The sequence below is a fragment of the Yersinia sp. 2541 StPb PI genome, assembly GCF_052217145.1.
GTDB lineage: Bacteria > Pseudomonadota > Gammaproteobacteria > Enterobacterales > Enterobacteriaceae > Yersinia > Yersinia enterocolitica_E.
The window spans coordinates 4,106,820-4,129,476 of sequence record NZ_JAZGQB010000001.1; the positions used below are offsets into that span (position 1 = coordinate 4,106,820).

The following is a 22,657-nucleotide window of genomic DNA, read 5'->3' on the forward strand; positions in this document are numbered from 1 at the left end:
CAACCTCGCAATCGCGGGAAGGCTCACAATTTAGACGAAAATAATGAGGGAATAAGATGAAAAGGATAATTACCCGCACTTTAGCCGCCTCGATTCTGATACTGACAGCACAAATGGCACAGGCTATCGAGGCACCTGGCAGAACAGAATGTATTGCGCCGGCCAAACCCGGCGGCGGCTTTGATCTTACCTGTAAATTGATTCAGGTTTCCCTGCAAGAGACTAAAGCAATTGATCGCCCAATGCGGGTCAGCTATATGCCAGGAGGTGTCGGAGCGGTTGCCTATAACGCCATCGTGGCGCAACGGCCAGCAGAGTTTGGCACCGTGGTCGCGTTCTCCGGCGGCTCTTTACTTAATCTGGCACAAAATAAATTTGGCCGTTATAGCCCTGACGATGTGAAGTGGTTGGCGGCCGTTGGCACTGATTACGGCATGATCGCCGTGCGGGCTGACTCTCCCTATAAAACGCTAACAGATCTGATGGATGCCTTTAAACAAGATCCTAACAGCGTGGTATTCGGGGCCGGTGCCTCGATTGGCAGCCAGGACTGGATGAAAACGGCGTTACTGGCCCGTGAGGTGGGCGTCGATCCCCATAAAATGCGCTATGTGGCCTTTGAGGGTGGCGGTGAACCGGTTACCGCATTGTTAGGTAACCATATTCAGGCGGTGTCCGGGGACTTAAGTGAAATGGTGCCCTATCTGGCAGGCGACAAACTACGGATATTGGCTGTTTATGCAGAACAACGCCTGCCTGGCCAACTGGCTAATATTCCTACGGCTAAAGAACAAGGCTTCAATTTAGTGTGGCCGATTATTCGTGGTTTCTATCTCGGGCCGAAGGTCAGTGATGCAGAATATCAATGGTGGACGGAGACCTTTAACACCTTGGTACAAACTGACGAGTTCAAAAAACAGCGCGAATTACGCGGCTTATTTGAGTTCAACCTGACCGGCAAAGAGCTGGATGTGTATGTCAAAAAACAGATTGAACAATATCGTGAACAAGCTAAAGCATTCGGGCTGGCCAAATAATTAAGGAGAAAGATCATGAGCGATCGTATTTTTGCCAGTATCTGGATCCTACTCTGTATCAGCGGCTTATTTATCGGCTGGGGAATTCAAAGCGAATACAGTTATGAGCCGCTAGGCCCGCGCCCTTTCCCGATGGCAATTCTGGCGTTAATGACACTGTGCGCGGTGCTATTGCTGCTGCGTAAACCAGATGTTATCGCATGGCCGCACGCCAAAGTATTGCATCGCCTGTTGGTGATGGTGATTACGCTGGTGCTCTATGCCTGGGGGTTTGAGTCGCTTGGATTCCCGCTGGCGACAGCCCTGCTAACATTTAGCATCGCATTGTTATTTGAGGCAAAAATATGGGTCGCTGCGCTGTCCGGCGTGGTCCTGGGCGCGTCATTATTCTATGCCTTTGACTATTTACTTGATGTCACCCTACCACTTGGCGTTTGGCTGAACTAACGAGGCTGTGATGGAAACTTGGATGTATTTATCGCAAGGATTTGAGGTGGCATTAACACCACAAAACCTGATGATTGCCCTGATAGGCTGCTTTATCGGTACCATTGTTGGCTTACTCCCAGGACTGGGGCCGATCAACGGCGTGGCCATTTTGCTGCCACTCGCTTTTGCCCTAAAACTGCCCGCCGAGTCTGCCCTGATCTTGCTGGCTACGGTTTATATCGGTTGTGAATATGGTGGGCGCATCTCATCCATATTACTTAATGTCCCCGGTGATGCCGCGGCTATCATGACCGCCCTTGATGGTTATCCGATGGCGCAGCAGGGCCGTGCCGGTGTAGCGCTATCCATTTCAGCAGTTAGCTCATTTGTTGGTTCACTCTTGGCTATTGGTGGGATCATTCTGTTTGCACCGCTACTGGCACAGTGGTCACTGGCATTCGGACCCTCGGAGTATTTCGCGTTAATGGTCTTCGCTATCGCCTGCCTTGGCAGCATGATGAGCCAAAATCCCTTGAAATCACTGCTCGCCGCCTTAATCGGATTGGGGTTGGCGACAGTCGGCGTTGATGCAAACACCGGCGTTTATCGCTTCACCTTTGATAGTGTCCACCTCTCTGATGGAATTCAATTTATCGTGGTGGTGATCGGCTTGTTCTCGGTCAGTGAGATCTTGTTGATGCTGGAAAGTACCAGTACCGGCCAGAAACTGGTGCGTAAAACCGGTCGCCTGATGTTCAACCGCAAAGAGGCGGCAGAATGTGTTGGGCCAACACTGCGATCTTCAGTGATCGGTTTCTTTGTTGGGATTTTGCCGGGCGCAGGGGCAACCATCGCCAGTGCGCTGACCTACATGACCGAAAAACGCATCAGTGGTAACAGCGATAGTTTTGGTAAAGGGGATATTCGTGGTGTTGCCGCACCTGAAGCGGCGAATAATGCTTCTGCCTGTGGATCTTTTATTCCGATGCTCACTCTGGGCGTTCCAGGCTCAGGCACTACGGCGGTAATGATGGGAGCATTGACCCTGTATAACATCACACCGGGGCCTGCGATGTTCACCGAGCAACCGGATATTGTCTGGGGGTTAATTGCCTCGCTGTTGATAGCCAACGTTATATTACTGCTGATGAACCTACCTCTGGTTGGCTTCTTCACCCGCATGTTAACCATTCCGTTATGGTTCCTGGTCCCCGCCATTGCAGCAGTCTCTGCGGTGGGGGTGTATGCGGTGCACAGCACCACTTTCGACCTGATGCTCATGGTTGGATTGGGTATCTTTGGCTATCTGCTGAGAAAAATGAACTTCCCCATGTCCCCGCTGATTTTAGGCTTTGTTCTGGGCGAAATGCTGGAGCAAAACCTGCGCCGTGCACTGTCCATTAGCAATGGCAATTACACTATTTTGTGGTCGAGCCCTATTGCAAAAAGCTTGCTAATACTGGCCGTGGTGGTGTTGGTGCTGCCGCCAATCCTGCGAGTAGTACGTAAATTCCGCCAATCAAAGCCAGCCGCTAATGAAGGGTAAAAACTGACTCGTATTACTCCGGGGCTGATAATTATAGGATTATTGGCCCCGATTTATTGGGTTAGTCACAATCAAATATTCCGCGTTATAAGATGACACCTATCAACAAAATGCTTAATGAGTAAACTGATCATCACCAGTACCGGAAATGCTTAGACCTTAACTATAATGAAAGTAGATAAGTGTAATCACGATAAATCATGAGGCAAAACCATGTCAGACAAAATCGCCGTCGGCATCAGCGCTTGCCTGTTAGGTGAGAAAGTACGTTTCGATGGCGGGCATAAACGTCTAACATTTGCCGTGGACGAGTTGGCCCCTTTTGTTCATTTTGAGCCGATCTGCCCTGAGATGGCAATCGGGCTGCCTTCACCCCGCCCAGCGCTGCGCTTGGTTAAAGCAGGCGCTGATGATATTCGTCTCAGCTTTAGTAACCAACCAGAAACCGACCTGACCCGCGCCATGCAGGACTTCTCCGCGAAAAGAATTGCGGGATTGCAGCATTTAAGCGGCTATGTGGTTTGCGCCAAATCCCCTAGCTGCGGCATGGAGCGAGTGCGGGTGTATGAAACCGATGGCAAAAATAACCGCAAAAGTGGTACTGGTATTTTCACTCAAGAATTAATGCGCCAACTACCGTGGCTCCCCATTGAGGAAGATGGCCGCCTGTGTGACCCTGAGCTGAAAGAGAATTTTGTGGCACGAATCTATGCCTTACATGAGTTTAATCAGCTATGGCAACAAGGCATGAGCCGCGCTCGGCTGATCGCTTTCCATAGCCGCTATAAATTGTTATTACTAGCTCATTCGCAACCTGCCTACCGTGAATTAGGGCGTTTCGTTGCGGCTATCGACCAATGGCCTTCAATTAATGAATGTGCTTTTGAATACCGTAACCGGCTGATGGCCCTGATGAGCCAACACTCCTCGCGCCGTGGTCACACCAATGTCTTGCAGCATGTCCAAGGCTATTTCAGCAACCAACTCAGCCCCCGGCAACGCAGTGAGCTGGCACAACTGATTTTGCGTTATCGTCAAGGCAGTCAGCCACTGCTTGCCCCCATTACCCTGCTCAAACATTATTTAGCTGAATATCCCGACAGCTATCTTGCCCAGCAGCGCTATTTTGACCCTTACCCGGAGGTTTTGCGCCTAAGGTATGGGCATTAAGAGGGGGAATTTAAACGCGATATGAAGCCCGTGGTAATTCAGCAAGTTGCCGCGTTATCAGATAACACCTATCAGCAAAATGTCTCCTTTGCGTTATTCTTAGCGCCGAAGAAAATAATTAGCAGTCTTTCTGGTGGTATCACGGCCTCATGGCAGTGAGGCCGCTGTAAAACAGGAGTTTCTATGAACACCACTTATCGCCTGGCGCTGGCTTTGGCTTTTTCTACCACGCTGCTGACGGCTACCGTTCACGCCAATAGCCTATTGGATTCAGTAAAAAGTGCTGCTGACCAATACAGTAAATCGGGTGATAGCTCATCTTCATTGTCGTCATTGACCGGCTTACTCAATGGTGGCGATAAAGGGCTAAGTGCCAGCACCATGACCAATGCTGCCGGTATATTGCAATATTGCGTACAAAATAATGTACTGTCGGCCAATGGCACTTCGGCGATTAAAGACCAATTGATGAGTAAACTGGGTATCACCAGTACCGAAAATGCCAAGAGCCAGGACTATCAGGAAGGTTTAGGCGGATTACTGAAAACCGGTGAAGGTAAGAGTTTGAATTTGAACGATCTGGGCAGTGAGCAAATCACTGAAAAAATCAAAACCAAAGCCTGTGATTTAGTGCTGAAACAGGGTCAGTCGTTCTTGTTGAAATAAACCTGACACACTGAGGTTTATAACAACGCGATTCCTGGCGCAGTGAATGAAGGGTTTACCGCACTCAGAGTGCACGGTGGCTTACGCCACTATTGCCCCAACAGTAAGTATCCCCTTCATTTCACTTTGTCAGCATGCTCTATTTTATGAAGATATTCTGGCGGTGATACGCCATCTGCCCTTCATCGGGGGAAAACTTAACCGGTAAACGCAGCTTCCGCCCTTCATATTTAGCGAAATTATCTTCACTGATACTGCTTTTGAGTTATATATTGTAAGTAACTTCGCTTTACACATAGAGGGGCTTAGATAAAAAATGACTGATGTACATAGTCCAGCTACTCGCAGCAAAAATATGAGAGCAATCCGTAACAGTAACACCTCTATTGAAAGAAAATTAAATGAAATTCTTGAACAACTTGGCGTGTTTTTTCGAACTCAAGTTCAGGAGCTTGAGGGCAGACCTGACTTTGTCATTGATGAATACAAAGCAGTTATATTTACTCATGGATGCTTTTGGCATAAGCATCAGTGTCATTTATCCAAAATGCCGAAGACACGAACAGAATTTTGGGCTAATAAGATAGGTAAAAATATTTACCGAGATAATTTGATTACAAAACAACTTTTAGTGAAAAGATGGAGGATATTAGTAATTTGGGAATGCGCCTTAAAAGGACGGTTAAAACTTAATGATAAAGATATTACTGAAAGGCTCGAGGAGTGGCTTTGCGCAGGGAATATATATGCAGAAATAGACACATTAGGAATACATTAGTTTTATGCTAAAATTTGTAGCCTTAGTTCGAGTCAGTAAAAAAACAAAAACATATTATACTTACTTTATGAATATTATAACGTTAACTAGATTTGATATAAATAAAATGGAGTTGATCTTATGTTACTAACAGAAAGTATTTTACAGCAATTTGGAGCGTTTTTGGGAGCAGCTTCAGAAGTCACATATAGAGAGTCTACAGGAGACAAATCTGTAACTGTGGATCAATTTGAAAAAAGAGTGCTTCACTCACTATATCCTCCAGCATCTTTTACTCGAGCGGGTGGAGCGATTAATGATGAAAAACCATCTAATTTCAATTTTTATGTACTCGATAATAGTTCAAATGAATTTGTTCTACACTCTCTAGCTATTAAATATCCAAAAATAAAAGGTAACGAATTAAGACTTTACTTTAATAGAGAATCAAAATTCTATCCTGAACCAGGAAATATTTGGTTTATCTTCTTAAAAAGAGATGATGAAATACCGTACATTGGTTTTTTAACTAGGGAGCAGTGGAATGATTTAGATACAAGTATGGAAAATTCAGAAATAGAAGATAACCAGTTAATTGATGAAAGTGATGAGTCATACCAAAAACTGATTTACTCCCCGCAGGTCCAGGCTGGTTCGGCAATTTACCATGTAAAAAAATTCATACGAAACCCATTACTCGCAGCAAACATAATTAATGATTGCCATAATTTATGTCAGTTCAATCAACAGCATCCTACTTTCATTTCAGATAGCTCCGGAAAGCCATATGTCGAGGCTCATCACTTAATTCCGATATCGAAATCGATTTATTTTAAGTACTCCTTAGACGTGGAAGCTAATATTATTATATTATGCCCTCAATGCCATAAAACTATACATTTAGCTATCGCTGAGACTAAACTTGAGTACTTAAAAAGATTTTACTATGAAAGAATTGATGTTCTTACTCAGTCTGGCATTCCTGTATCTTTTAAAAATTTATGTGAATATTACAACATTTAGAACTAAAATGTAGTTTTATGTTTAAGGAGATACAAAAGTATATCTCCTTACATTTGTTCTACTTTTTAGATTTTGACAAAACTTTAAGCACTTGCTCAGCAACAGCCTGGACAACTGGAATACAAACAGAATTGCCAAACTGTTTATATATCTGGGCATCAGAAACAGCAGCAGTGACGAAGTTTTCGGGAAATCCTTGTAGTCGTGCGCACTCACGAGGAGTTAGCTTACGAGGACGTTTATTAATATGAGATTGATCAATCAATATTTCACTGCCATCTTTGTAGTAACGGGCACTAAGTGTATTAGCATATTCACTATCTTCATTAAAGAGAGAATATCCAAATCCATTACCTTTATTTTTATGTTCTTCTTTACGGCGTTGGTGTCCAGCCCACAAACGTTCAGAAATTGTATATCTTTCACTTATAGTACTCGAGTCCTCAAGTATATCCCCTAATCGAGTTACCGATTTAGGTGGTTCTGGCCAATTAAATAAAGCTTCAAAATCAGTGTTACTGTCAAAATAATCCCGATTGAAACCAACTATAAAAATACGCTCTCTATTTTGTGGAACACCAAAATCTCCAGCTCGCAGGACTTTATAAAAGACCTTGTAATTCAATAAATTAGTTAATGCCCCACGAGCCTCATCGCTCATTGGAACATCATCGGATATTTGATGTTCATTCAGCCCTTCCAAAATATTAAGGATAGTATTTAGAGTTCTACCTTTATCATGCCCTCTCAGTTGTTTAACATTTTCTAGCATAAACGCTTTAGGCTTGGAAGTTCCTAATATACGCTGAATTTCGAAGAACATTGTTCCTCGAGTATCACTGAATCCACGTTTAAGTCCTGCCTGAGAAAATGCCTGACAAGGAAAACCGCCTAGCAGAATGTCATGCTTTGGAATATCTGCTGACGATATCTGTGTAATATCTCCAGCCGGGAGTTCACCATAATTGGCTGCATAGGTTTTCTGTGCAAACTTATCCCACTCGGAGGAAAAAACGCATTTCCCTCCGATATTTTGGTAAGCCATTCGAATGCCACCGATACCAGCAAAGAGATCTATGAAAGTAAAATCTCCGACAAATTTTTCACTCTGGAAATAGGGAGGGTCTATGCGGAGCTCTATTATTTGTCTTTTCTTTTGAGCTGATGGCGCATGTTCACCGCTCTCCCACCCCCTAACAGTACGTTCACCATGCTCTTTCATATCGAGTAAAAGAGCGAAGTTAGATGGTGTCATCCCCATTCGCATACGCTTTTCTTTGATGTAAGATGATGTGCATATTATCTCATCTAAACACTCTGATTGTTTATTAGCTAAACTCATACAGTCACCATCTACTTATCCGGAAATTTACCGGGAGATTATCACTGTATGTTTGAACAGTCAAGGGCCGAGCAGGGCTAAAATGTACAAAAGCTCAATTGATCATTTTATAGAAGAATGCAGTAATCTTCCTAGCAGGATGTAGATTGAGTATCAAGGAATAGCGCCCACTTTTACCTTTCCTAATACGGGGAAAGGCGGAGATAATATTGATAAAATTCACTCGTAACTATAATAAAAATATCATTTCCTTTATCTAATCCTTCCCAATACATCCTCTACCTTAACCCCCAATAGCTTAGCTATATGCACAAATTCCACCACATCTAAGCGTCTTTCGCCATTTTCTACTTTGGCGATAAAAGACTGAGGGCGACCGAGGGCGGAAGCAAGACTATCCTGAGTAATGCCTTTAGCAATCCGCTGATCACGCAATGACTTGATAACCGATTGGTACTCATCTGAATATATTGAAGCCATCTGTCCAATTCCTTTTAGATTGTCGGAATTGAATATCTGTTACTGTCACAATTATCCCAAAAAAGGATAAGTATACGTTACTTACCTTATCGGTACAGTTGCACTCATAATCATGCTAATTAATGACAATTCATCGATAGATAGTAGACGAGCAATATGAATAAGTTCCACAAAATCTAATCTCCTCTCACCATTCTCAACCTTAGCCACAAATGACTGTGGACGACTGAGTGCCTTAGCGAGTTGCTGTTGGCTGATCCGTCTGTCAATACGAGCCTGTCGGAGAGCTTTTATCACTTGCTGATATTCTTCGGAGTAAATGGAAGCCATCGGTGTAACCTTGATCAATATCCCAAAATCGAATATCCGGCATTTCCTTTGTTATCCCAAAATAGGATAATTACTCGAACACATCACATGGAGGATTAAACATTATGGATAAACAAGACTGGCATCCGGCAGATATTATCGCGGGTTTGAAAAAACGCGGTACAACGATGGCGGCACTTTCCCGAGAGTCAGGGCTGGCCTCTTCAACGCTGGCGAATACGCTGCTGCGCCATTGGCCGAAGGGCGAAAACTTGATTGCACAGGTGCTGGAATTACATCCTGCGGAGATCTGGCCTTCACGTTATCTGAAGCCTAAAAAAACGCGAAAAACGTTGCCAATTGCGTAATTAAATCTAGTTGATTCCACTTCTCCATGGAGGATAAACGGAAGTGGAATCACTAACTTTCAGGCCATCATCCTGCTGCTGTCTCGCAGGCAAAGATATTAGTACCCATATTATATGCGGCTTCAAGTACCGGACCAGGGCCACCTAAGTCTGGCAGCAGTAACACGGTTGAACTCATCACCGGCGCACCGCAGAAATTGAAAATACCGTGCTCAATCTGTATTTTCATCGCTTCGGCAAAGCCATGATTGATATAAGTCTTATGCGCGGCCGCACCGATTCCAATGATATGTACTGGCAGATGCGTCAGCTTTTTGATCAACTCTCCCGCGTCATCATAGGCCCAGCCATTGGAAAACACGCGATCAATCCATCCTTTTAACAATGCGGGCATCGACCACCAGTAAATTGGGAACACTAATACCAGCGCATCTGCTCGCTCAATCCTCTGTTGCTCCGCCAGCACATCATCCGCCAGCGAAGCTTGCCGATTAAAAGCAGCAATATCCACTGCGGTAAACCTTGGGTCAAAACCTTCGGTAGCAATATCGGCAATCTCATAAGTGTGTGTAGAATCCGATGCAACCAACCCCGCTGCAATCTGTCGTGCAACACTGTTAGTGAGTGATTCATGAAGCGGATGTGAGGTAACGATAAGTGAATGCATAATCTGACTCCTGATTGCCATTAAAATGCCGTTGGCGTAATCTATATACCATTAGTAAGTTACTGTTGGTAAGTTACCTTTGGTATATAAGCATGTCAACTAGCAAAAAGAATGTATCGTCACGACTTCGCCTATCGCGTGAAGAGCGTTACCACCAATTAATGAATACAGCATGGCAACTGGTGCGGGAAGAAGGCACTGAAGCCCTGACGCTAGGCCGCCTTGCTGAGCGCTCCGGCGTCACTAAACCGGTGGTTTATGACCATTTCGGCACCCGAGCTGGACTTTTTGCCGAACTTTATAAAGAGTTTGATAGCCGCCAAACCGCATTGATGGATGCGGCCATTGCGCAATGCGAGCCAACACTCACTGCTATCGCCACTGTGACCGCCTCATCATATATTGACTGTGTCCTGCTTCAGGGGCAGGAAATCTCTGGGGTCATTGCAGCATTAAAAGGCACGCCTGAGCTGGATGAGATGAAACGTGAATATTCTAAGGCGTACATCCACAAATGCCGGAATATACTCGCGCCCTATGCTAAAGGGAATCTGATTTCAGATGCCAGCCTATGGGCATTGCTAGGTGCAGCAGAAGGGTTATCGTGTTCTGCTGCTAGCGGCGAAATCACCGCCTCACAGGCAAAATCTGAGCTATTTGAGTTGATTATGGCGATAGTAGAAAGAAGCATAGGCCAGCGCTAGCAACGGCAAAGTATCCTCAAAAAGAATCAGATGGAATAGCAGGCGTAGATTGAAAGTTTACCGAGGCTGTATCAGTAGTTTGAGCGCGAGCAGGTAATGAATGGATTTCCAAATACTCCCCGCACTGCGAGGAGTATTCAGAATACCGTTAAATCGCTTTTTCTGATTCAATACTTTTTTGATTACGACTGACTGCCACTTTGAATAGCCAATATATCAAGCTGGCGGCAACCAGCGAGTTAATGGTTGGAATCCCCCACTCAGTCACCAATCCGATAACACTGCCGACAATACTGGCAATAATGGCAACCCAACCGATAACTGGTGTTTGGGTTTCGTCAGGGAGTTTCCCTTCCAGTCGACTCTTATCCAGAATATTGCGATGAGAGCGCAACACAAAATAGTCCACCAGCATGATGCCGATAATCGGCGGGAATACCACGCCTAGCACCGTAAGGAAATCCACAAACCGATCCAAAATCCCTAACACGGAAAGTGTCGTACCCAGCACGCCGATAACTAACGTGGTTAAGGTGTATTTCAGTTTTTTCCCGGTCAGCCCCTCGACCGCATTGACAATACCGAGGGACGAAGAGTACAGATTAAGGTCATTAACTCTTAATGTTGAGAACACCACCACCAGCAAGCCTGCACCACCCGCGGCCTGAGACATAATAGTCACCACATCAGCCGTTCCGAGCGTTTTAGCAATCAAGATAGCCAAGCCATTGACCACGAACTCCCCGGCCACAATAGTGAAAATCGTCACACCCAACACATGCTTCCCATTTTTGGAATAACGCGTTAGGTCAGGGGTCATCAAGCTTGCCACGATAGCGCCCCCGACAACGATAGTGATACCTGCGCTGATAGACAGAGGATCACCCGGTGGTATCAACTGCATAATTTCATGCAAATTATGCCCGGACAGCGTACTAATAGAGATATAAGCCACCAGCAAAATAAACATCGGAACCGCAATACGTGCGGCGATGCGCAATGCCTTAAAACCAAATGCCACCAAGATAGTCAGCAGGCTACCCGATAAAGCTGCCGCGAATCCGAATCCCAGTTTATTACCCAGCGCGAAATCAAGCGATTTGGCAAAAATAGCGTTTTGTATACCAAACCAACCCAATAAACTCACGGCCACCACAATCCCGATCAGTACTGAGCCTAAGCGACCAAAGCCACACCAGCGAGCCAACAGGCTACCGGAGATCCCTTCACGCATACCGGCCAGCCCAAGACCGTAGGTCACCACACCAAATATTATGCTGCCAATAAGGATTGCGGTGAATGCATCAGTCAGTGTCATGGAGTTACCCAGCACCGCCCCCAGCATAAATTGATCCAGCGCGGTCAGCATACCCATGTGAACGATGGCAACGCTTAAAAATGAAACCCTTTTATCCTGTGGCACGCGGCTTAATGGATAGTCTTCAATTTTGATCACGATAAAGTGCACCCTTGTAGTTCAGATAAACTGGATTCCTTTTGCTACCAGTCGATCCGGAATATAATTATCCAAATGTGCAAATTTGCAGAACTCCTCAAACTGTTGCAACGTGTGGACATCAGATTTTTGATAAATAGTATATATTCTGTTTTCTATTGTTTTAGTGCTGATGTTATATATCTTAGCGATCTCTTTAACAGAAAGTCTTTGCAACATTAAAAATATAACGTCAAGCTCAGCGCGGGTAAAAGTCTTACTATTAATTTCGGTGGTCAGGACGCTTGGTTTTTGTTGGTTTATGTATTTGAGTGGAGATAAAGTATTAAGCGGTTTGGCACTCCACATAACACCAATGACTTCTTTTTTATCATTATAAATAGGCAGCTTTTCACTGATAAAGGGGGTCAGAGTATCTTTACCATACCAATAATGTGTTTCTATGACAGTAACCCGATCTTGTGACTCTTCGGTTCTCTTATCATGCTCCATAAACTCGGGAGAAAATTCAGCCCAGTTAGCAGGAAACTCATCGTCCAGCTTCCCCTCTATCTCAAAGTTCAATGGTGTATTGGTATAAAGATAGGCTGCCTTGTTCATATAGATATGGCGGGAATTGAGATCTTTAATGCCCCATGGCTCACTGAGGTGCTCCATCATGGCAATAAGGCCCTTGAAATAAATTTCATTATTTTTATCGGGCAAATCCATTACGACCTCGCCGATTAAAACCGGTTAAATTTCTTTTGCCAGATAGTGCCGAGTATGTTTTTTGGCATATCCACCTAAATCGCCATAGACACGATAGCCTAACTTTTCATAAAAACCTCTGGCCTGGAAATCGAAAGTATCTACATAAGCCATATGACAACCGCGTTTTATGGCTTCTTCTTCTGCTTTTTCCATTAATTGGCGACCATAGCCACTTTTACGATATTCATCACTGACCCAAAGATACTGGACCTCAAGCCCACCCCACCAGGTTCTGGCAACCAATCCTGCTACAATTTTGCCGTTGTCGTTGGTAACCGTTAAGAATAGCGGATGAATGTCTACAGCTTCAGTTTTATTATTGTGAGCCCAAAGACTATCAATGACATACTCTTCGTCTTGTGGGTTTGGCGTATCCGTGACGTTAATATTCATTTTCGTAACATACCTTCCTATATTAATAATTCAAATTGCAATCAAATTAATAAACTCCAACTGATTTTAATATCACTTTTCTTAAAGTGTTACAAGAGTGGTTTTCACCCGTTCCCACAATGGCGTTAAGTGTTTATATTTAATGTGACAGAGCTAAAAAATACCAACTTATCTCGTGAATGTTATCTGTTTGGCCTGCTCTGTCTGCAAATACTGATTTCGCCTCACCAGGGCTTTATCGGGGAAACCTATCAATAACTCACGGCTCCACCTGTAGAGCAAGGCTAACTTGCCAAAGGGGGGCCGCTCATCCTCCCCAAAATCCATAAATTTTATTGCTTAATATGCTCATTTACCGTCTACCTAGTCAAAAACTGGCCGTTCCGTTTTTATTTACCACTCACTATGAGCTTGAGCTCAAGCTTGTCGAGAGATCCTCAACAGTAGGTCTGCACTCAATACCGTGTTTCAGTACCAGTCCAGCATAAATATTTCTGTATTGTCGCAAGTCGGAAGAGTTGACCGCCGACCGACCATCGGATTTACAATCTCTCTTCCATGAGAATAAAGATCAGAGCCATATTAAATAATGAATTAAATGCAATTTAATTTACTTTATTTCTTTTTAACACCATTTATTATTCAATTACCCCTACTTTAATTATCGTACTCTCACTACAAAATACACTATAAGTAACGTTTATATAAACATAATGCGCACACTATTTTTATATTCATATATCCAATATATTGGCTAAGAAGATTTTTGCGTCACGCTCATATTATTTTATATTAATAGATGGTGTATTATTTTCTGTATTATAACCTTCCCTCCCTGCCCAGGGAGCTGTTATATTTACGCGATATTGGACAAGGACTGGAGAACCTACAGCGGGAACCCAGGTGGTCGAAGCTGTTAATCGCTATGTCAGTATTAGATATGAATAATTTACTGACATTTAATTTATAGCTCAATTATTTTGCATAATCCAGGATCAATTAGAGCATCACATTTCATAGATTTAAATTATGACTCCAAACGTTTAAGTCTGTGCGCTCATCTCAATAAAGTAGTTAACAAATCCAAATAACATCATTTTAAGTCATATTTTCAACATAAAATACTGAACATTCTACTAACTGTAATTTAGTCCAGTAAACCGTCTGAGTTACTATTGAAAAATTAACCACTAAATATTAGGATTAACACCATATATTGTGTCTATATAAAAACAAGATACCATATATGCTACATCAATACTTCTCTTATAAGGATTCAGGCCATGAGTAAAAATACAAAACAAACATCTGGCAATGTAGCTTCCGTTGCTGCGAAGACTTTAAATGACCCTAACGCTTCTGCAATCCAGAAAAGCCTTGCTGGTTCTGCTCTCTCACAACGAGGAACACCAAATCAGACAAGTGGAGAAATGGAACATAAAGCATCGGTTGCACTTGATAACCCAAATTCCTGTGCATTGACAAAGCAGCTAGCAGCCTCTGTATTAGCACAAGCGAATAAAGATCGTAAATAAGTTCCGTCTTAATTAACTACTGGGGCTAACGCCCCTTTTGTCGATGGCTAACCAGCTGACTAATCAGAATTATCCGCCATCGGTGATCTTTACAGGTCATTTTTCTTGGCAAAATCAAACGGCCTAATCATCCGTTCCCGGTTGGCATCTAAATAATCAGCCCCCATTGGATCGCTCAGCTTTATGGATATAAGCCGCACGTACAGAGCTACGTTCTTAATGGCTCATCTACCTCTCTATGCATTCCTTCAACCATAACGTCGCCATCTGTGTGCTTATAAGCTTTAGCTTCAAGCTCGGCAGTATAAACATTATCGAACCTACATATACACAAGCAGGTTGATGTGGGGTAACTCAGATTGACGTCGGCTTCACTGCATTTATATCTCTCCATGCACTGTGGAGACTTATAATGGTGAATGAAGTTGCATATCGTACAGTGTTTGATAGAACTATTTTCACATTGCTATATTCGGAAGATGAAGCAGAGAGTGGGCTGGGGCGTATGTCAGCACGATATAGCTCACTTTTAACTTTGAATCGCCACGGTTAAACTAAATATTCAATATCTGCTCCTTGAGTTCTGGCAAGCTTTTATGATTGACATAAGACTCCATGAGGGCGACAGGATCGTAATAATGACAATGAATGACAGGATATCCAGCATTTTTGTCCAGTAATCCTATTCTCCCCTGCCCCCTTTTTCCAACATGTGCAGAAATCAATTTTTTGTTTTTTCCAGGAAAGACAAAATGTGTCGTAACACTAGCATATTCACCGACAACTGATCTCACCGCCTTTTCGTAGAAAAATTGTTTAACCAAATCAGGCCAGCCAGGGGCATCTTTTGGTGTTGATGCTGTGTAGTATTTGGCATCAACAACCGCAAAATTTTGATTAGTATTGTTACTTATTATTGTATCGGTTCTTTGTCCTTTTTCTGCTACTTCATGGTATATCCCATCTTGTAAGTAGTAAGGAACTGGTAGCTTTTGGTTAAACCTCTTCTCTCCTAAAAGAGCTTTATGTAACATGGCTTCCCATATGTTATGGAAATGGCGGGTACCAATAATGAGCGTACTATCATCAGAACCTTGAGTATCATTGATATAGTATTCCAATGATTTAATGAGAGTAATGTCCCTATCTGAATAACTCATTGATAACTCTCTATTTAGATATGCCAGTTGAGTTTCAGTATCACCTGATGGCATCGGGAGTATCTTGAGTTTCATATCAGAAACCATTTCTTCTCCATACAATAGTACACCGAGTTTTATGGTAATATCTCGGATGACTGCTGCATGAATTCTCGCCGTTTCACAGTCTGAAACATACCGCATTTGAGAGGATTCAAGATCAAGATAGACAGTAGCAGTTTCGGATGGAAATGGAATATGGCGAGATACCGTACGTGACCAGTTCACTTTTCCTCTGTTAATCGAATGAAATTTATTTCTTCTGACATACAGTCCATTTGTTATATAGTCTTCATATATACTGATAGATAAGGAAAGCAAGCTAACCCCAATCAATGAATCACCATTAGTATCCTGTATGCCTATCAATTTATCGGAATAATAACGATTTAATGTTTGAAGAAGATAGTATGCAGAGAGTTCTGGTTGGTGTTTTGTATTGCTATTCACTGGAAGGAAAACAGCGGTCCCCCCACACCAAGAAAATAAACCACAGAAGCGTATCCTATGATGGTCTGGGGCTATAAGCCCCTGTTTCCGCATCTTAATAGATAAGTCTTCTGGCAATTGGCCAATAGGTAAACGGTCAGTAAAAAATTGAAGATTATGCATCTTCGCCACTTTCCTTTGTGCTTACATCTGCAATATCAGTTTTTGTTCCGTTATTGATGATCAACTCATCTATTGGCTCACTAAAAACTACTTTTTCACACCCAATAAAATGCTCATATAATTCACCAAATGTTCTGATATTTTTATCAAAAATAAAATTTCGCCCCTTATGGCGTAAAACATCATCCCATAGGTATACGAAAAGTTTTCCAGAGATTGCCTCGTAGGAAGACTTACTATCTAAAAGTTCAAAATGGTTGAGGAAAAAAGGTCCAAGTAGGCGATCTTCTGGAATTCTCATCTCTTTAAGCTGATGGTTGATGACCTTATTGGCAAAATTACACCACGTAATGTCATACAATCCATCAGAAGTCATCACACTGAAGTATTGATGACTGATTGCTGTATTTTCAAAGTCAATATTCATATAGCGGAATGACCAGCGACGCTTAAATGCAGTATCAAGAGGCATAACTGCCTGATCACTACTATTCATTGTAGCTAAGAAAGAAAGATTCGAGGGGAATGATAATTTTGTAATATTAGGTATTCCCACCTTGGATAGTTCTGTATTTATATAGACAAACATATCAGGATCTACAATATCAATTTCATATTTGCTAGAACCATTTTCTCGATCTAAGAGTTGGAACAGCTCACCAAAAACTGCAGCTGCTGGTGCACGGTTAATTTCTTCAATCACTAAATAGACATGCTGCTCGCGGTTACAAAGAGCTTCAAGTAGCGCGATCGTAAACGGGCCTGCTCTGAATTGATAAGTGATCTTTCCATCTACCATTGTTGGTTTCAGCGCACCAATAAAGTCTGAATTTTGGGTGTCTGGATGGAAGACTGTAACGATTTTTCGTGCGCCTTTAGTTAGTTCATTAATTTCATGGCTCTTGCCGGTACCTGGCGCACCATAAAAAATATAGTTGCTACCTAACTTATCTGGCATTGTAGATTGTAGTGAAATATTTGTCTTAAAGTCATCTAAATAACTGACGGGCTCTTTGCTCAATGTTGAGAAATATTTTCTTAGTTCGGTTGATACGGTAAATGCTTTAACAATAGTAAGTAAACGTGATGAGTTCGCTACAATCACTCGGGCTGCTAAATCAAACGATGATTGAAAAACATCACTACGCTCTAATGTCTTACCATTCGTTTGGTCACTTTTTTTAAGTGGCTGGAACCACCAGTCACGATCTGTGAGAAGTTTCTGGAAAAATATGGCATCACTAGGTTGCATAGTACCTATAAATAATTCGACATCTTTAGCAATGCTAGATGTGTACTTTAGTTCATTAGAAGGTAATGTATTTAAAAAAGACTTTATAGTGGAATTATCATGTCCATTTTTCTTTAAAAAATCTTTCAGTTTTTTGAGTTCTTGTTGATGATCGCTTAAAGCTTCATCTAACTCCCAGAAAGTTGCACCATACCAAAGTAACGATGATGGTAAATCGGTACGAAGTCCATTCTCATTTATCAATAATATTGAAAATGGCTGGATATTAAATGTGGATTTCGGTTCAACTTCTAACAATGCTTTTTTCAGAAGCGAAGCTAAAATGGAGTCTATGTGTATATCACCACAGTGCTTTAAAGCATCAAATGACTTACGGCATTGATGTATTACATCACCCAAATCTTTTAGCATAATTTATCTTGCCTGTTTAGATATACAGTACCAACATTACCGAGGATGAAACCGGATAAGTAGGCATGTATGACAATTGAAATTCTAGATAAAGCAGAATATATCAAAATATTCAGAAAAAAACTTGAACTAGGTTCGACAGAGATGGCAAATCTGCTAGGTATGAATTCATTCGGATAATGTAAAATTCGTAATTGGGAAAACGAAGGGACTATGCAAGAACTGAATTTCAGGCAAAAAAAAAGCCACCTTGCGGTGACTTGATTTTCATACTAATGGTGCCGAAGGCCGGAATCGAACCGGCATGCCTCGCGGCGGTTGATTTTGAGTCAACTGCGTCTACCGATTTCGCCACTTCGGCACTGAAGTAGTATGCGGAGAACGAGGTGAATTATACCTAGCAATGATCCGCATGCAACTGTTATCCCACCAAGTTTAGTCTAAGTGTCGAAAAAAACGCCATCAACGCCGTTTTAGCAGCAAATAAACACTGATTAGGAGGAAAAGTATACTCGGTAACAGCGCACCGATGACCGGTGGAATGCTGTAAACCAAACTAAGTGGGCCAAAAATCTGATCCAGTACGTAGAAAACAAAGCCGAAGAAGATACCGGTAACCACCCGAACACCCATCGGTACACTACGTAATGGGCCAAAAATAAATGACAACGCCATTAGCATCATTACCGCGACTGAGAATGGCGCGAATATCTTGCCCCACATGTTCAACTCGTAACGGCTCGATTCCTGCCCACTTTGCCGCAGGTACTTACTGTAATCGTATAAACCACGAATGGAGAGCGAGTCGGGATTCATCGCAACCACCCCCAGTTTCTCTGGGGTCAGATTGGTCTTCCACTCGCCAGTCAAGGTCTGAGAGCCAGTCACTTGCTTAGGATTGGTAAGATCAGATTCATCAACCTGCGATAAACGCCAAATATTGTCGTCATAAGTGGCTGTTGCGGCGTAACGCACTGAAAGCAGGCGATCTTGTTTATCAAAATGATAAATGTTAACCCCGGTCAGTTCATTGTCACCCGATACCCGCTGGATATAGATAAAGTCAGAACCGTCTTTCGCCCACAGACCCGATTGCGTTGATAAGAGTGAACCACCATACATCTGCTGAGCGCGGAAATTACGCGCCATCTGCTCACCTTGAGGCGCAACCCACTCGCCGATCGCCATTGTCAACAATACCAGCGGAATCGCGGTTTTCATCACCGACGCGGCAATTTGCATGCGGGTAAAACCTGATGCCTGCATCACCACCAGTTCACTGCGAGTCGCTAATGACCCAAGACCCAGCAATGCGCCTAATAGCGCCGCCATCGGGAAAAAGATCTCAATATCCTTAGGGATACTCAGTAGAGTGTACATGCCAGCGGAAACTGCTGAGTAGTCACCCTGCCCGACTTTACGTAGCTGATCGACAAACTTGATGATGCCAGAGAGCGATACCAGCATGAATAACGTCATCAAAATGGTATTGAGGATAGTCCGTCCGATATAACGGTCTAATACACCAAACATCAGGCAGCACCTCTCAATCGCGCACGTAACTTACGAGCCGGCAGGCCATCCCACAGGTTCAATACCACCGCAACCGCTAGATATGCACCGTTTACGGTCCACATCCAGACAAGTGGGTCCAGCTTGCCGTTACCTGCATTAGAACGCAGGGAGCTTTGTAACAGGAAGAAAATCAAATACAGCAACATTGCCGGCAACATGCTCAGCACTCGCCCCTGACGTGGATTGACAACACTCAGTGGCACCACCAACAACGCCATGATAATCACCGATACAATCAGTGTCAGACGCCAATGAAACTCTGCGCGGGCATCGGGTTCATTTGCACGCCATAGCTGTTTCATAGTCATCTGTTCAGCCACATTGTTGTTTTGTTGCACTTCCTGATGGCCGATTATTGCCTGGTAATCAACAAAATCAGTGATGCGGAAATCGCGCAACAACGCGGTGCCTTCATAGCGGGTACCTTTGTTTAAAATAACCACTTGTGAGCCATCTGGTCGTTCGGTCATATGGCCGCTATCTGCTACAACCACAGAGGGGCGTTGGTTACCGTTTGGCCGCAATTGTGCCAAAAATACACGGTTAAACTCTTTGCCTGTCACATTACCGATAAATAAGGCTGAATTGCCATCGGTTGAAGACTTAAACTGCCCACCGGCCAAAGCGGCCAAACTTGGGTTAGCGCGGGCGTCGTTCAATACTTCATCTTGATGTTTAGAAGACCACGGACCAAGCCAGATGGTATTAACCGCCGCCAGAGCAGAAGTCACCAGCGCCAGAATCAATGCAGCCATTATGAGGGATTTTTTGCCCATGCCGCAGGCATGCATCACGGTGATTTCACTCTCCGTGTACAATTTGCCCAACGTCATCAGCAGGCCAAGGAATAAGCTCAATGGCAGGATAAGTTGTGCCATTTCCGGCACACCGAGCCCTAAAAGGGATAAAACCAGGTTTGTCGGTATTTCACCATCGACCGCAGCGCCTAATATCCGTACTAACTTCTGACTAAAGAAGATTAATAGCAGGATGAACAGAATCGCAATTTGGCTCTTAAGTGTTTCCCGTACCAGATATCTAATGATGATCACGCTAATACGCCTGTGAAAACTTGTCTTTTTGCAGGAAAATCGATAGTTTCATCGTTAATCCGCCATTTATTCTCATCATATGGCAACCTTCACAGCTAAAATAGTATTACAGCATCTAGCGTTTAGGTGTCCTATAGGAACATGCTTATAGTCGCCAAAACAAAACAACTTATGCCGTTAAGGTTAACACACGTCGTTAACACAACGGAGAGAGATCGTTGCGGAGCGCTACATTCTAGCGGTAGCTTCCGCCTTTGTCTTTAAGATTCAGGAGAGTGCATGGAGTTCAGTGTAAAGAGCGGCAGCCCGGAAAAACAGCGCAGTGCCTGTATTGTAGTCGGCGTTTTCGAACCTCGTCGTCTATCTCCAATTGCCGAACAACTCGACAAAATTAGTGATGGCTACATCAGCGCTTTATTGCGCCGTGGTGAACTTGAAGGCAAAGTCGGGCAGACGCTGTTACTGCACCATGTGCCGAATATTCTCTCCGAGCGCATCTTGTTAATTGGTTGTGGTAAAGAGCGTGAGCTTGATGAACGCCAGTACAAGCAAGTGATCCAGAAGACCATCAATACCCTTAATGACACCGGTTCAATGGAGGCAGTCTGCTTCCTGACTGAACTGCATGTTAAAGGCCGCAATACTTATTGGAAGGTGCGTCAGGCGGTAGAAACAGCCAAAGAAACGCTTTACACCTTCGATCAACTTAAAAGTAATAAAACCGAGCCTCGCCGCCCGTTGCGTAAAATGGTGTTCAATGTACCAACCCGCCGCGAATTGACCAGCGGTGAGCGCGCAATACAGCACGGTCTGGCTGTGGCATCTGGTATCAAAGCCGCTAAAGACTTGGGCAATATGCCACCCAACATCTGTAACGCCGCGTATCTGGCGTCTCAGGCGCGCCAACTGGCCGATGCGTTTAGCACCAATATCATTACTCGCGTCATTGGTGAGCAGCAGATGAAAGAGCTGGGAATGCACTCTTATCTGGCTGTTGGCCATGGTTCGCAGAATGAATCATTAATGTCGGTGATAGAATATAAGGGTAATCCGAACCCTGACGCTAAGCCAATTGTGCTGGTAGGCAAGGGGCTGACCTTCGACTCTGGTGGTATTTCCATCAAACCGGCCGAAGGCATGGACGAGATGAAATACGACATGTGCGGTGCAGCAACCGTTTATGGCGTGATGCGGGTGGTGGCTGAGCTGCAATTGCCGTTGAACGTAATTGGTGTATTGGCGGGTTGTGAGAATATGCCGGGTGGCCGTGCTTATCGCCCTGGTGATATTCTAACCACCATGTCCGGCCAAACAGTCGAAGTGTTGAATACCGATGCTGAAGGCCGTTTGGTACTGTGCGATGCGCTGACCTACGTTGAGCGTTTTGATCCAGAACTGGTGATTGATATCGCTACACTGACCGGCGCGTGTGTGGTGGCATTAGGGCACCACATTACCGGTTTGATGTCGAATCATAATCCATTAGCTCATGAGCTGATTGGGGCGTCCGAACAAGCCGGTGACCGTGCATGGCGCTTGCCGCTGGGTGATGAATACGCCGAGCAACTGGACTCCAATTTTGCCGATATGGCAAATATTGGCGGCCGTGCTGGTGGAGCCATTACCGCAGGCTGCTTCTTGTCGCGCTTTACCCGTAAATATAGCTGGGCGCATCTGGATATCGCCGGCACTGCATGGCGTTCAGGCAAGAACAAAGGTGCAACAGGCCGTCCGGTCGCGTTGTTGTCTCAGTTCCTGCTAAATCGTGCAGGACTAAACGGCGACGATTAATCGTTTGATGTATTCCATTTGATATACACCCAAGCTCATTGGGGTTGCAGGTAGGCGGCAAACGAACTCATCCCGATGAGCTTACATCAGTAAGTGATTCGGGTGAGTGAGTGCAACCAACACCCCTGCG

The 22,657-nt window shown here is 43.9% G+C and carries 23 protein-coding genes, 1 tRNA gene and 1 pseudogene; 12 read left to right on the top strand and 13 right to left on the bottom strand.

Annotated features, from left to right (window positions below; all coding sequences use genetic code 11):
• Positions 1 to 56 precede the first annotated feature (56 nt).
• The 6 genes from V1953_RS18370 to V1953_RS18395 all read left to right on the top strand — a co-directional run bounded on the left by V1953_RS18370 (position 57) and on the right by V1953_RS18395 (position 4,848).
• Positions 57 to 1,037, top strand: coding sequence for a Bug family tripartite tricarboxylate transporter substrate binding protein (locus V1953_RS18370; RefSeq protein ID WP_372568625.1), 981 nt, complete (start codon positions 57 to 59; stop codon positions 1,035 to 1,037).
• A 15-nt stretch (positions 1,038 to 1,052) separates the two neighbouring features.
• On the top strand, positions 1,053 to 1,484 hold the full coding sequence (locus V1953_RS18375; protein ID WP_083160778.1) for a tripartite tricarboxylate transporter TctB family protein: 432 nt from the start codon (positions 1,053 to 1,055) through the stop codon (positions 1,482 to 1,484).
• 10 nt (positions 1,485 to 1,494) lie between these two features.
• Entirely contained in the window at positions 1,495 to 3,012 is a 1,518-nt protein-coding gene (locus V1953_RS18380; protein WP_083160779.1) for a tripartite tricarboxylate transporter permease, read from the top strand.
• 213 nt (positions 3,013 to 3,225) lie between these two features.
• Positions 3,226 to 4,182, top strand: a complete 957-nt coding sequence (locus V1953_RS18385; RefSeq protein ID WP_083160780.1) for a YbgA family protein — start codon at positions 3,226 to 3,228, stop codon at positions 4,180 to 4,182.
• A 21-nt stretch (positions 4,183 to 4,203) separates the two neighbouring features.
• Positions 4,204 to 4,341 carry a hypothetical protein gene (locus V1953_RS18390; protein WP_193784736.1) on the top strand — a complete coding sequence of 46 codons (138 nt, stop codon included), beginning with the start codon at positions 4,204 to 4,206 and terminating at the stop codon, positions 4,339 to 4,341.
• 24 nt (positions 4,342 to 4,365) lie between these two features.
• Positions 4,366 to 4,848: a DUF2501 domain-containing protein gene (locus V1953_RS18395; RefSeq protein ID WP_372557903.1), complete on the top strand. Its 483-nt coding sequence runs from the start codon at positions 4,366 to 4,368 to the stop codon at positions 4,846 to 4,848.
• A 139-nt stretch (positions 4,849 to 4,987) separates the two neighbouring features.
• Here the strand turns inward: V1953_RS18395 and V1953_RS18400 are convergent.
• Positions 4,988 to 5,113 (bottom strand): annotated as a pseudogene (locus tag V1953_RS18400) (HNH endonuclease); the annotation flags it as partial.
• Between the two features lie 51 nt (positions 5,114 to 5,164).
• Here V1953_RS18400 and V1953_RS18405 point away from each other — a divergent pair.
• Together V1953_RS18405 and V1953_RS18410 are read left to right on the top strand one after the other, a co-directional pair.
• The gene (locus V1953_RS18405; RefSeq protein ID WP_442851191.1) at positions 5,165 to 5,626 is read left to right on the top strand and encodes a very short patch repair endonuclease; all 462 of its coding nucleotides are present in this window, start codon (positions 5,165 to 5,167) and stop codon (positions 5,624 to 5,626) included.
• A 120-nt stretch (positions 5,627 to 5,746) separates the two neighbouring features.
• Entirely contained in the window at positions 5,747 to 6,628 is an 882-nt protein-coding gene (locus V1953_RS18410) for an HNH endonuclease (RefSeq protein ID WP_442821296.1), read from the top strand.
• A gap of 58 nt (positions 6,629 to 6,686) precedes the next feature.
• Here the strand turns inward: V1953_RS18410 and dcm are convergent, their stop codons facing one another.
• From dcm to V1953_RS18425, 3 genes are all read right to left on the bottom strand, one after another.
• Positions 6,687 to 7,970 (bottom strand): DNA (cytosine-5-)-methyltransferase, encoded by a 1,284-nt coding sequence (gene dcm, locus V1953_RS18415; protein WP_442821297.1) that lies wholly within the window; start codon positions 7,968 to 7,970, stop codon positions 6,687 to 6,689.
• Positions 7,971 to 8,222: 252 nt separating this feature from the next.
• A complete protein-coding gene (locus V1953_RS18420; RefSeq protein WP_442821298.1) occupies positions 8,223 to 8,450 on the bottom strand; it encodes a helix-turn-helix domain-containing protein in 228 nt (75 codons plus the stop codon).
• A gap of 81 nt (positions 8,451 to 8,531) precedes the next feature.
• Positions 8,532 to 8,780 carry a helix-turn-helix domain-containing protein gene (locus tag V1953_RS18425; protein ID WP_032907236.1) on the bottom strand — a complete coding sequence of 83 codons (249 nt, stop codon included), beginning with the start codon at positions 8,778 to 8,780 and terminating at the stop codon, positions 8,532 to 8,534.
• A 104-nt stretch (positions 8,781 to 8,884) separates the two neighbouring features.
• Here V1953_RS18425 and V1953_RS18430 point away from each other — a divergent pair, with 104 nt between their 5' ends.
• Positions 8,885 to 9,127, top strand: a complete 243-nt coding sequence (locus tag V1953_RS18430; protein WP_083160785.1) for a helix-turn-helix domain-containing protein — start codon at positions 8,885 to 8,887, stop codon at positions 9,125 to 9,127.
• A gap of 67 nt (positions 9,128 to 9,194) precedes the next feature.
• Here the strand turns inward: V1953_RS18430 and V1953_RS18435 are convergent, their stop codons facing one another.
• A complete protein-coding gene (locus V1953_RS18435) occupies positions 9,195 to 9,794 on the bottom strand; it encodes an NAD(P)H-dependent oxidoreductase (protein ID WP_083160787.1) in 600 nt (199 codons plus the stop codon).
• Between the two features lie 161 nt (positions 9,795 to 9,955).
• Between V1953_RS18435 and V1953_RS18440 the strand changes: the two genes are divergently transcribed.
• Positions 9,956 to 10,498 carry a TetR/AcrR family transcriptional regulator gene (locus V1953_RS18440; RefSeq protein WP_420073243.1) on the top strand — a complete coding sequence of 181 codons (543 nt, stop codon included), beginning with the start codon at positions 9,956 to 9,958 and terminating at the stop codon, positions 10,496 to 10,498.
• Positions 10,499 to 10,646: 148 nt separating this feature from the next.
• On the opposite strand, the gene V1953_RS18445 is transcribed toward V1953_RS18440, so the two are convergent.
• From V1953_RS18445 to V1953_RS18455, 3 genes are read right to left on the bottom strand one after another with little or no spacing between them, the layout of a single operon-like run.
• Positions 10,647 to 11,954: a cytosine permease gene (locus V1953_RS18445; protein WP_372568624.1), complete on the bottom strand. Its 1,308-nt coding sequence runs from the start codon at positions 11,952 to 11,954 to the stop codon at positions 10,647 to 10,649.
• Between the two features lie 21 nt (positions 11,955 to 11,975).
• Entirely contained in the window at positions 11,976 to 12,665 is a 690-nt protein-coding gene (locus tag V1953_RS18450; protein WP_083160791.1) for a helix-turn-helix transcriptional regulator, read from the bottom strand.
• 24 nt (positions 12,666 to 12,689) lie between these two features.
• Positions 12,690 to 13,100 (bottom strand): GNAT family N-acetyltransferase, encoded by a 411-nt coding sequence (locus V1953_RS18455; protein WP_083160793.1) that lies wholly within the window; start codon positions 13,098 to 13,100, stop codon positions 12,690 to 12,692.
• Positions 13,101 to 14,383: 1,283 nt separating this feature from the next.
• Between V1953_RS18455 and V1953_RS18460 the strand changes: the two genes are divergently transcribed.
• On the top strand, positions 14,384 to 14,635 hold the full coding sequence (locus tag V1953_RS18460; protein WP_372557899.1) for a hypothetical protein: 252 nt from the start codon (positions 14,384 to 14,386) through the stop codon (positions 14,633 to 14,635).
• A gap of 554 nt (positions 14,636 to 15,189) precedes the next feature.
• On the opposite strand, the gene V1953_RS18465 is transcribed toward V1953_RS18460, so the two are convergent.
• The 5 genes from V1953_RS18465 to lptF form a co-directional block, all read right to left on the bottom strand.
• Positions 15,190 to 16,446 (bottom strand): LlaJI family restriction endonuclease, encoded by a 1,257-nt coding sequence (locus tag V1953_RS18465; protein ID WP_442821300.1) that lies wholly within the window; start codon positions 16,444 to 16,446, stop codon positions 15,190 to 15,192.
• A complete protein-coding gene (locus tag V1953_RS18470; protein WP_442821301.1) occupies positions 16,439 to 18,109 on the bottom strand; it encodes an AAA family ATPase in 1,671 nt (556 codons plus the stop codon). Before V1953_RS18470 ends, V1953_RS18465 begins: the two co-directional genes overlap by 8 nt.
• A 276-nt stretch (positions 18,110 to 18,385) precedes the next feature.
• Positions 18,386 to 18,470: transfer RNA gene (locus V1953_RS18475), tRNA-Leu, on the bottom strand.
• 101 nt (positions 18,471 to 18,571) lie between these two features.
• Positions 18,572 to 19,642, bottom strand: a complete 1,071-nt coding sequence (lptG, locus tag V1953_RS18480; RefSeq protein WP_083160821.1) for an LPS export ABC transporter permease LptG — start codon at positions 19,640 to 19,642, stop codon at positions 18,572 to 18,574.
• The gene (lptF, locus tag V1953_RS18485; RefSeq protein ID WP_083160822.1) at positions 19,642 to 20,736 is read right to left on the bottom strand and encodes an LPS export ABC transporter permease LptF; all 1,095 of its coding nucleotides are present in this window, start codon (positions 20,734 to 20,736) and stop codon (positions 19,642 to 19,644) included. The genes lptG and lptF overlap by 1 nt, the downstream gene beginning before the upstream one ends.
• Before the next feature lie 279 nt (positions 20,737 to 21,015).
• Here lptF and pepA point away from each other — a divergent pair, with 279 nt between their 5' ends.
• Positions 21,016 to 22,527, top strand: coding sequence for a leucyl aminopeptidase (pepA, locus tag V1953_RS18490; RefSeq protein WP_005186600.1), 1,512 nt, complete (start codon positions 21,016 to 21,018; stop codon positions 22,525 to 22,527).
• The last annotated feature ends 130 nt before the right edge of the window (positions 22,528 to 22,657 follow it).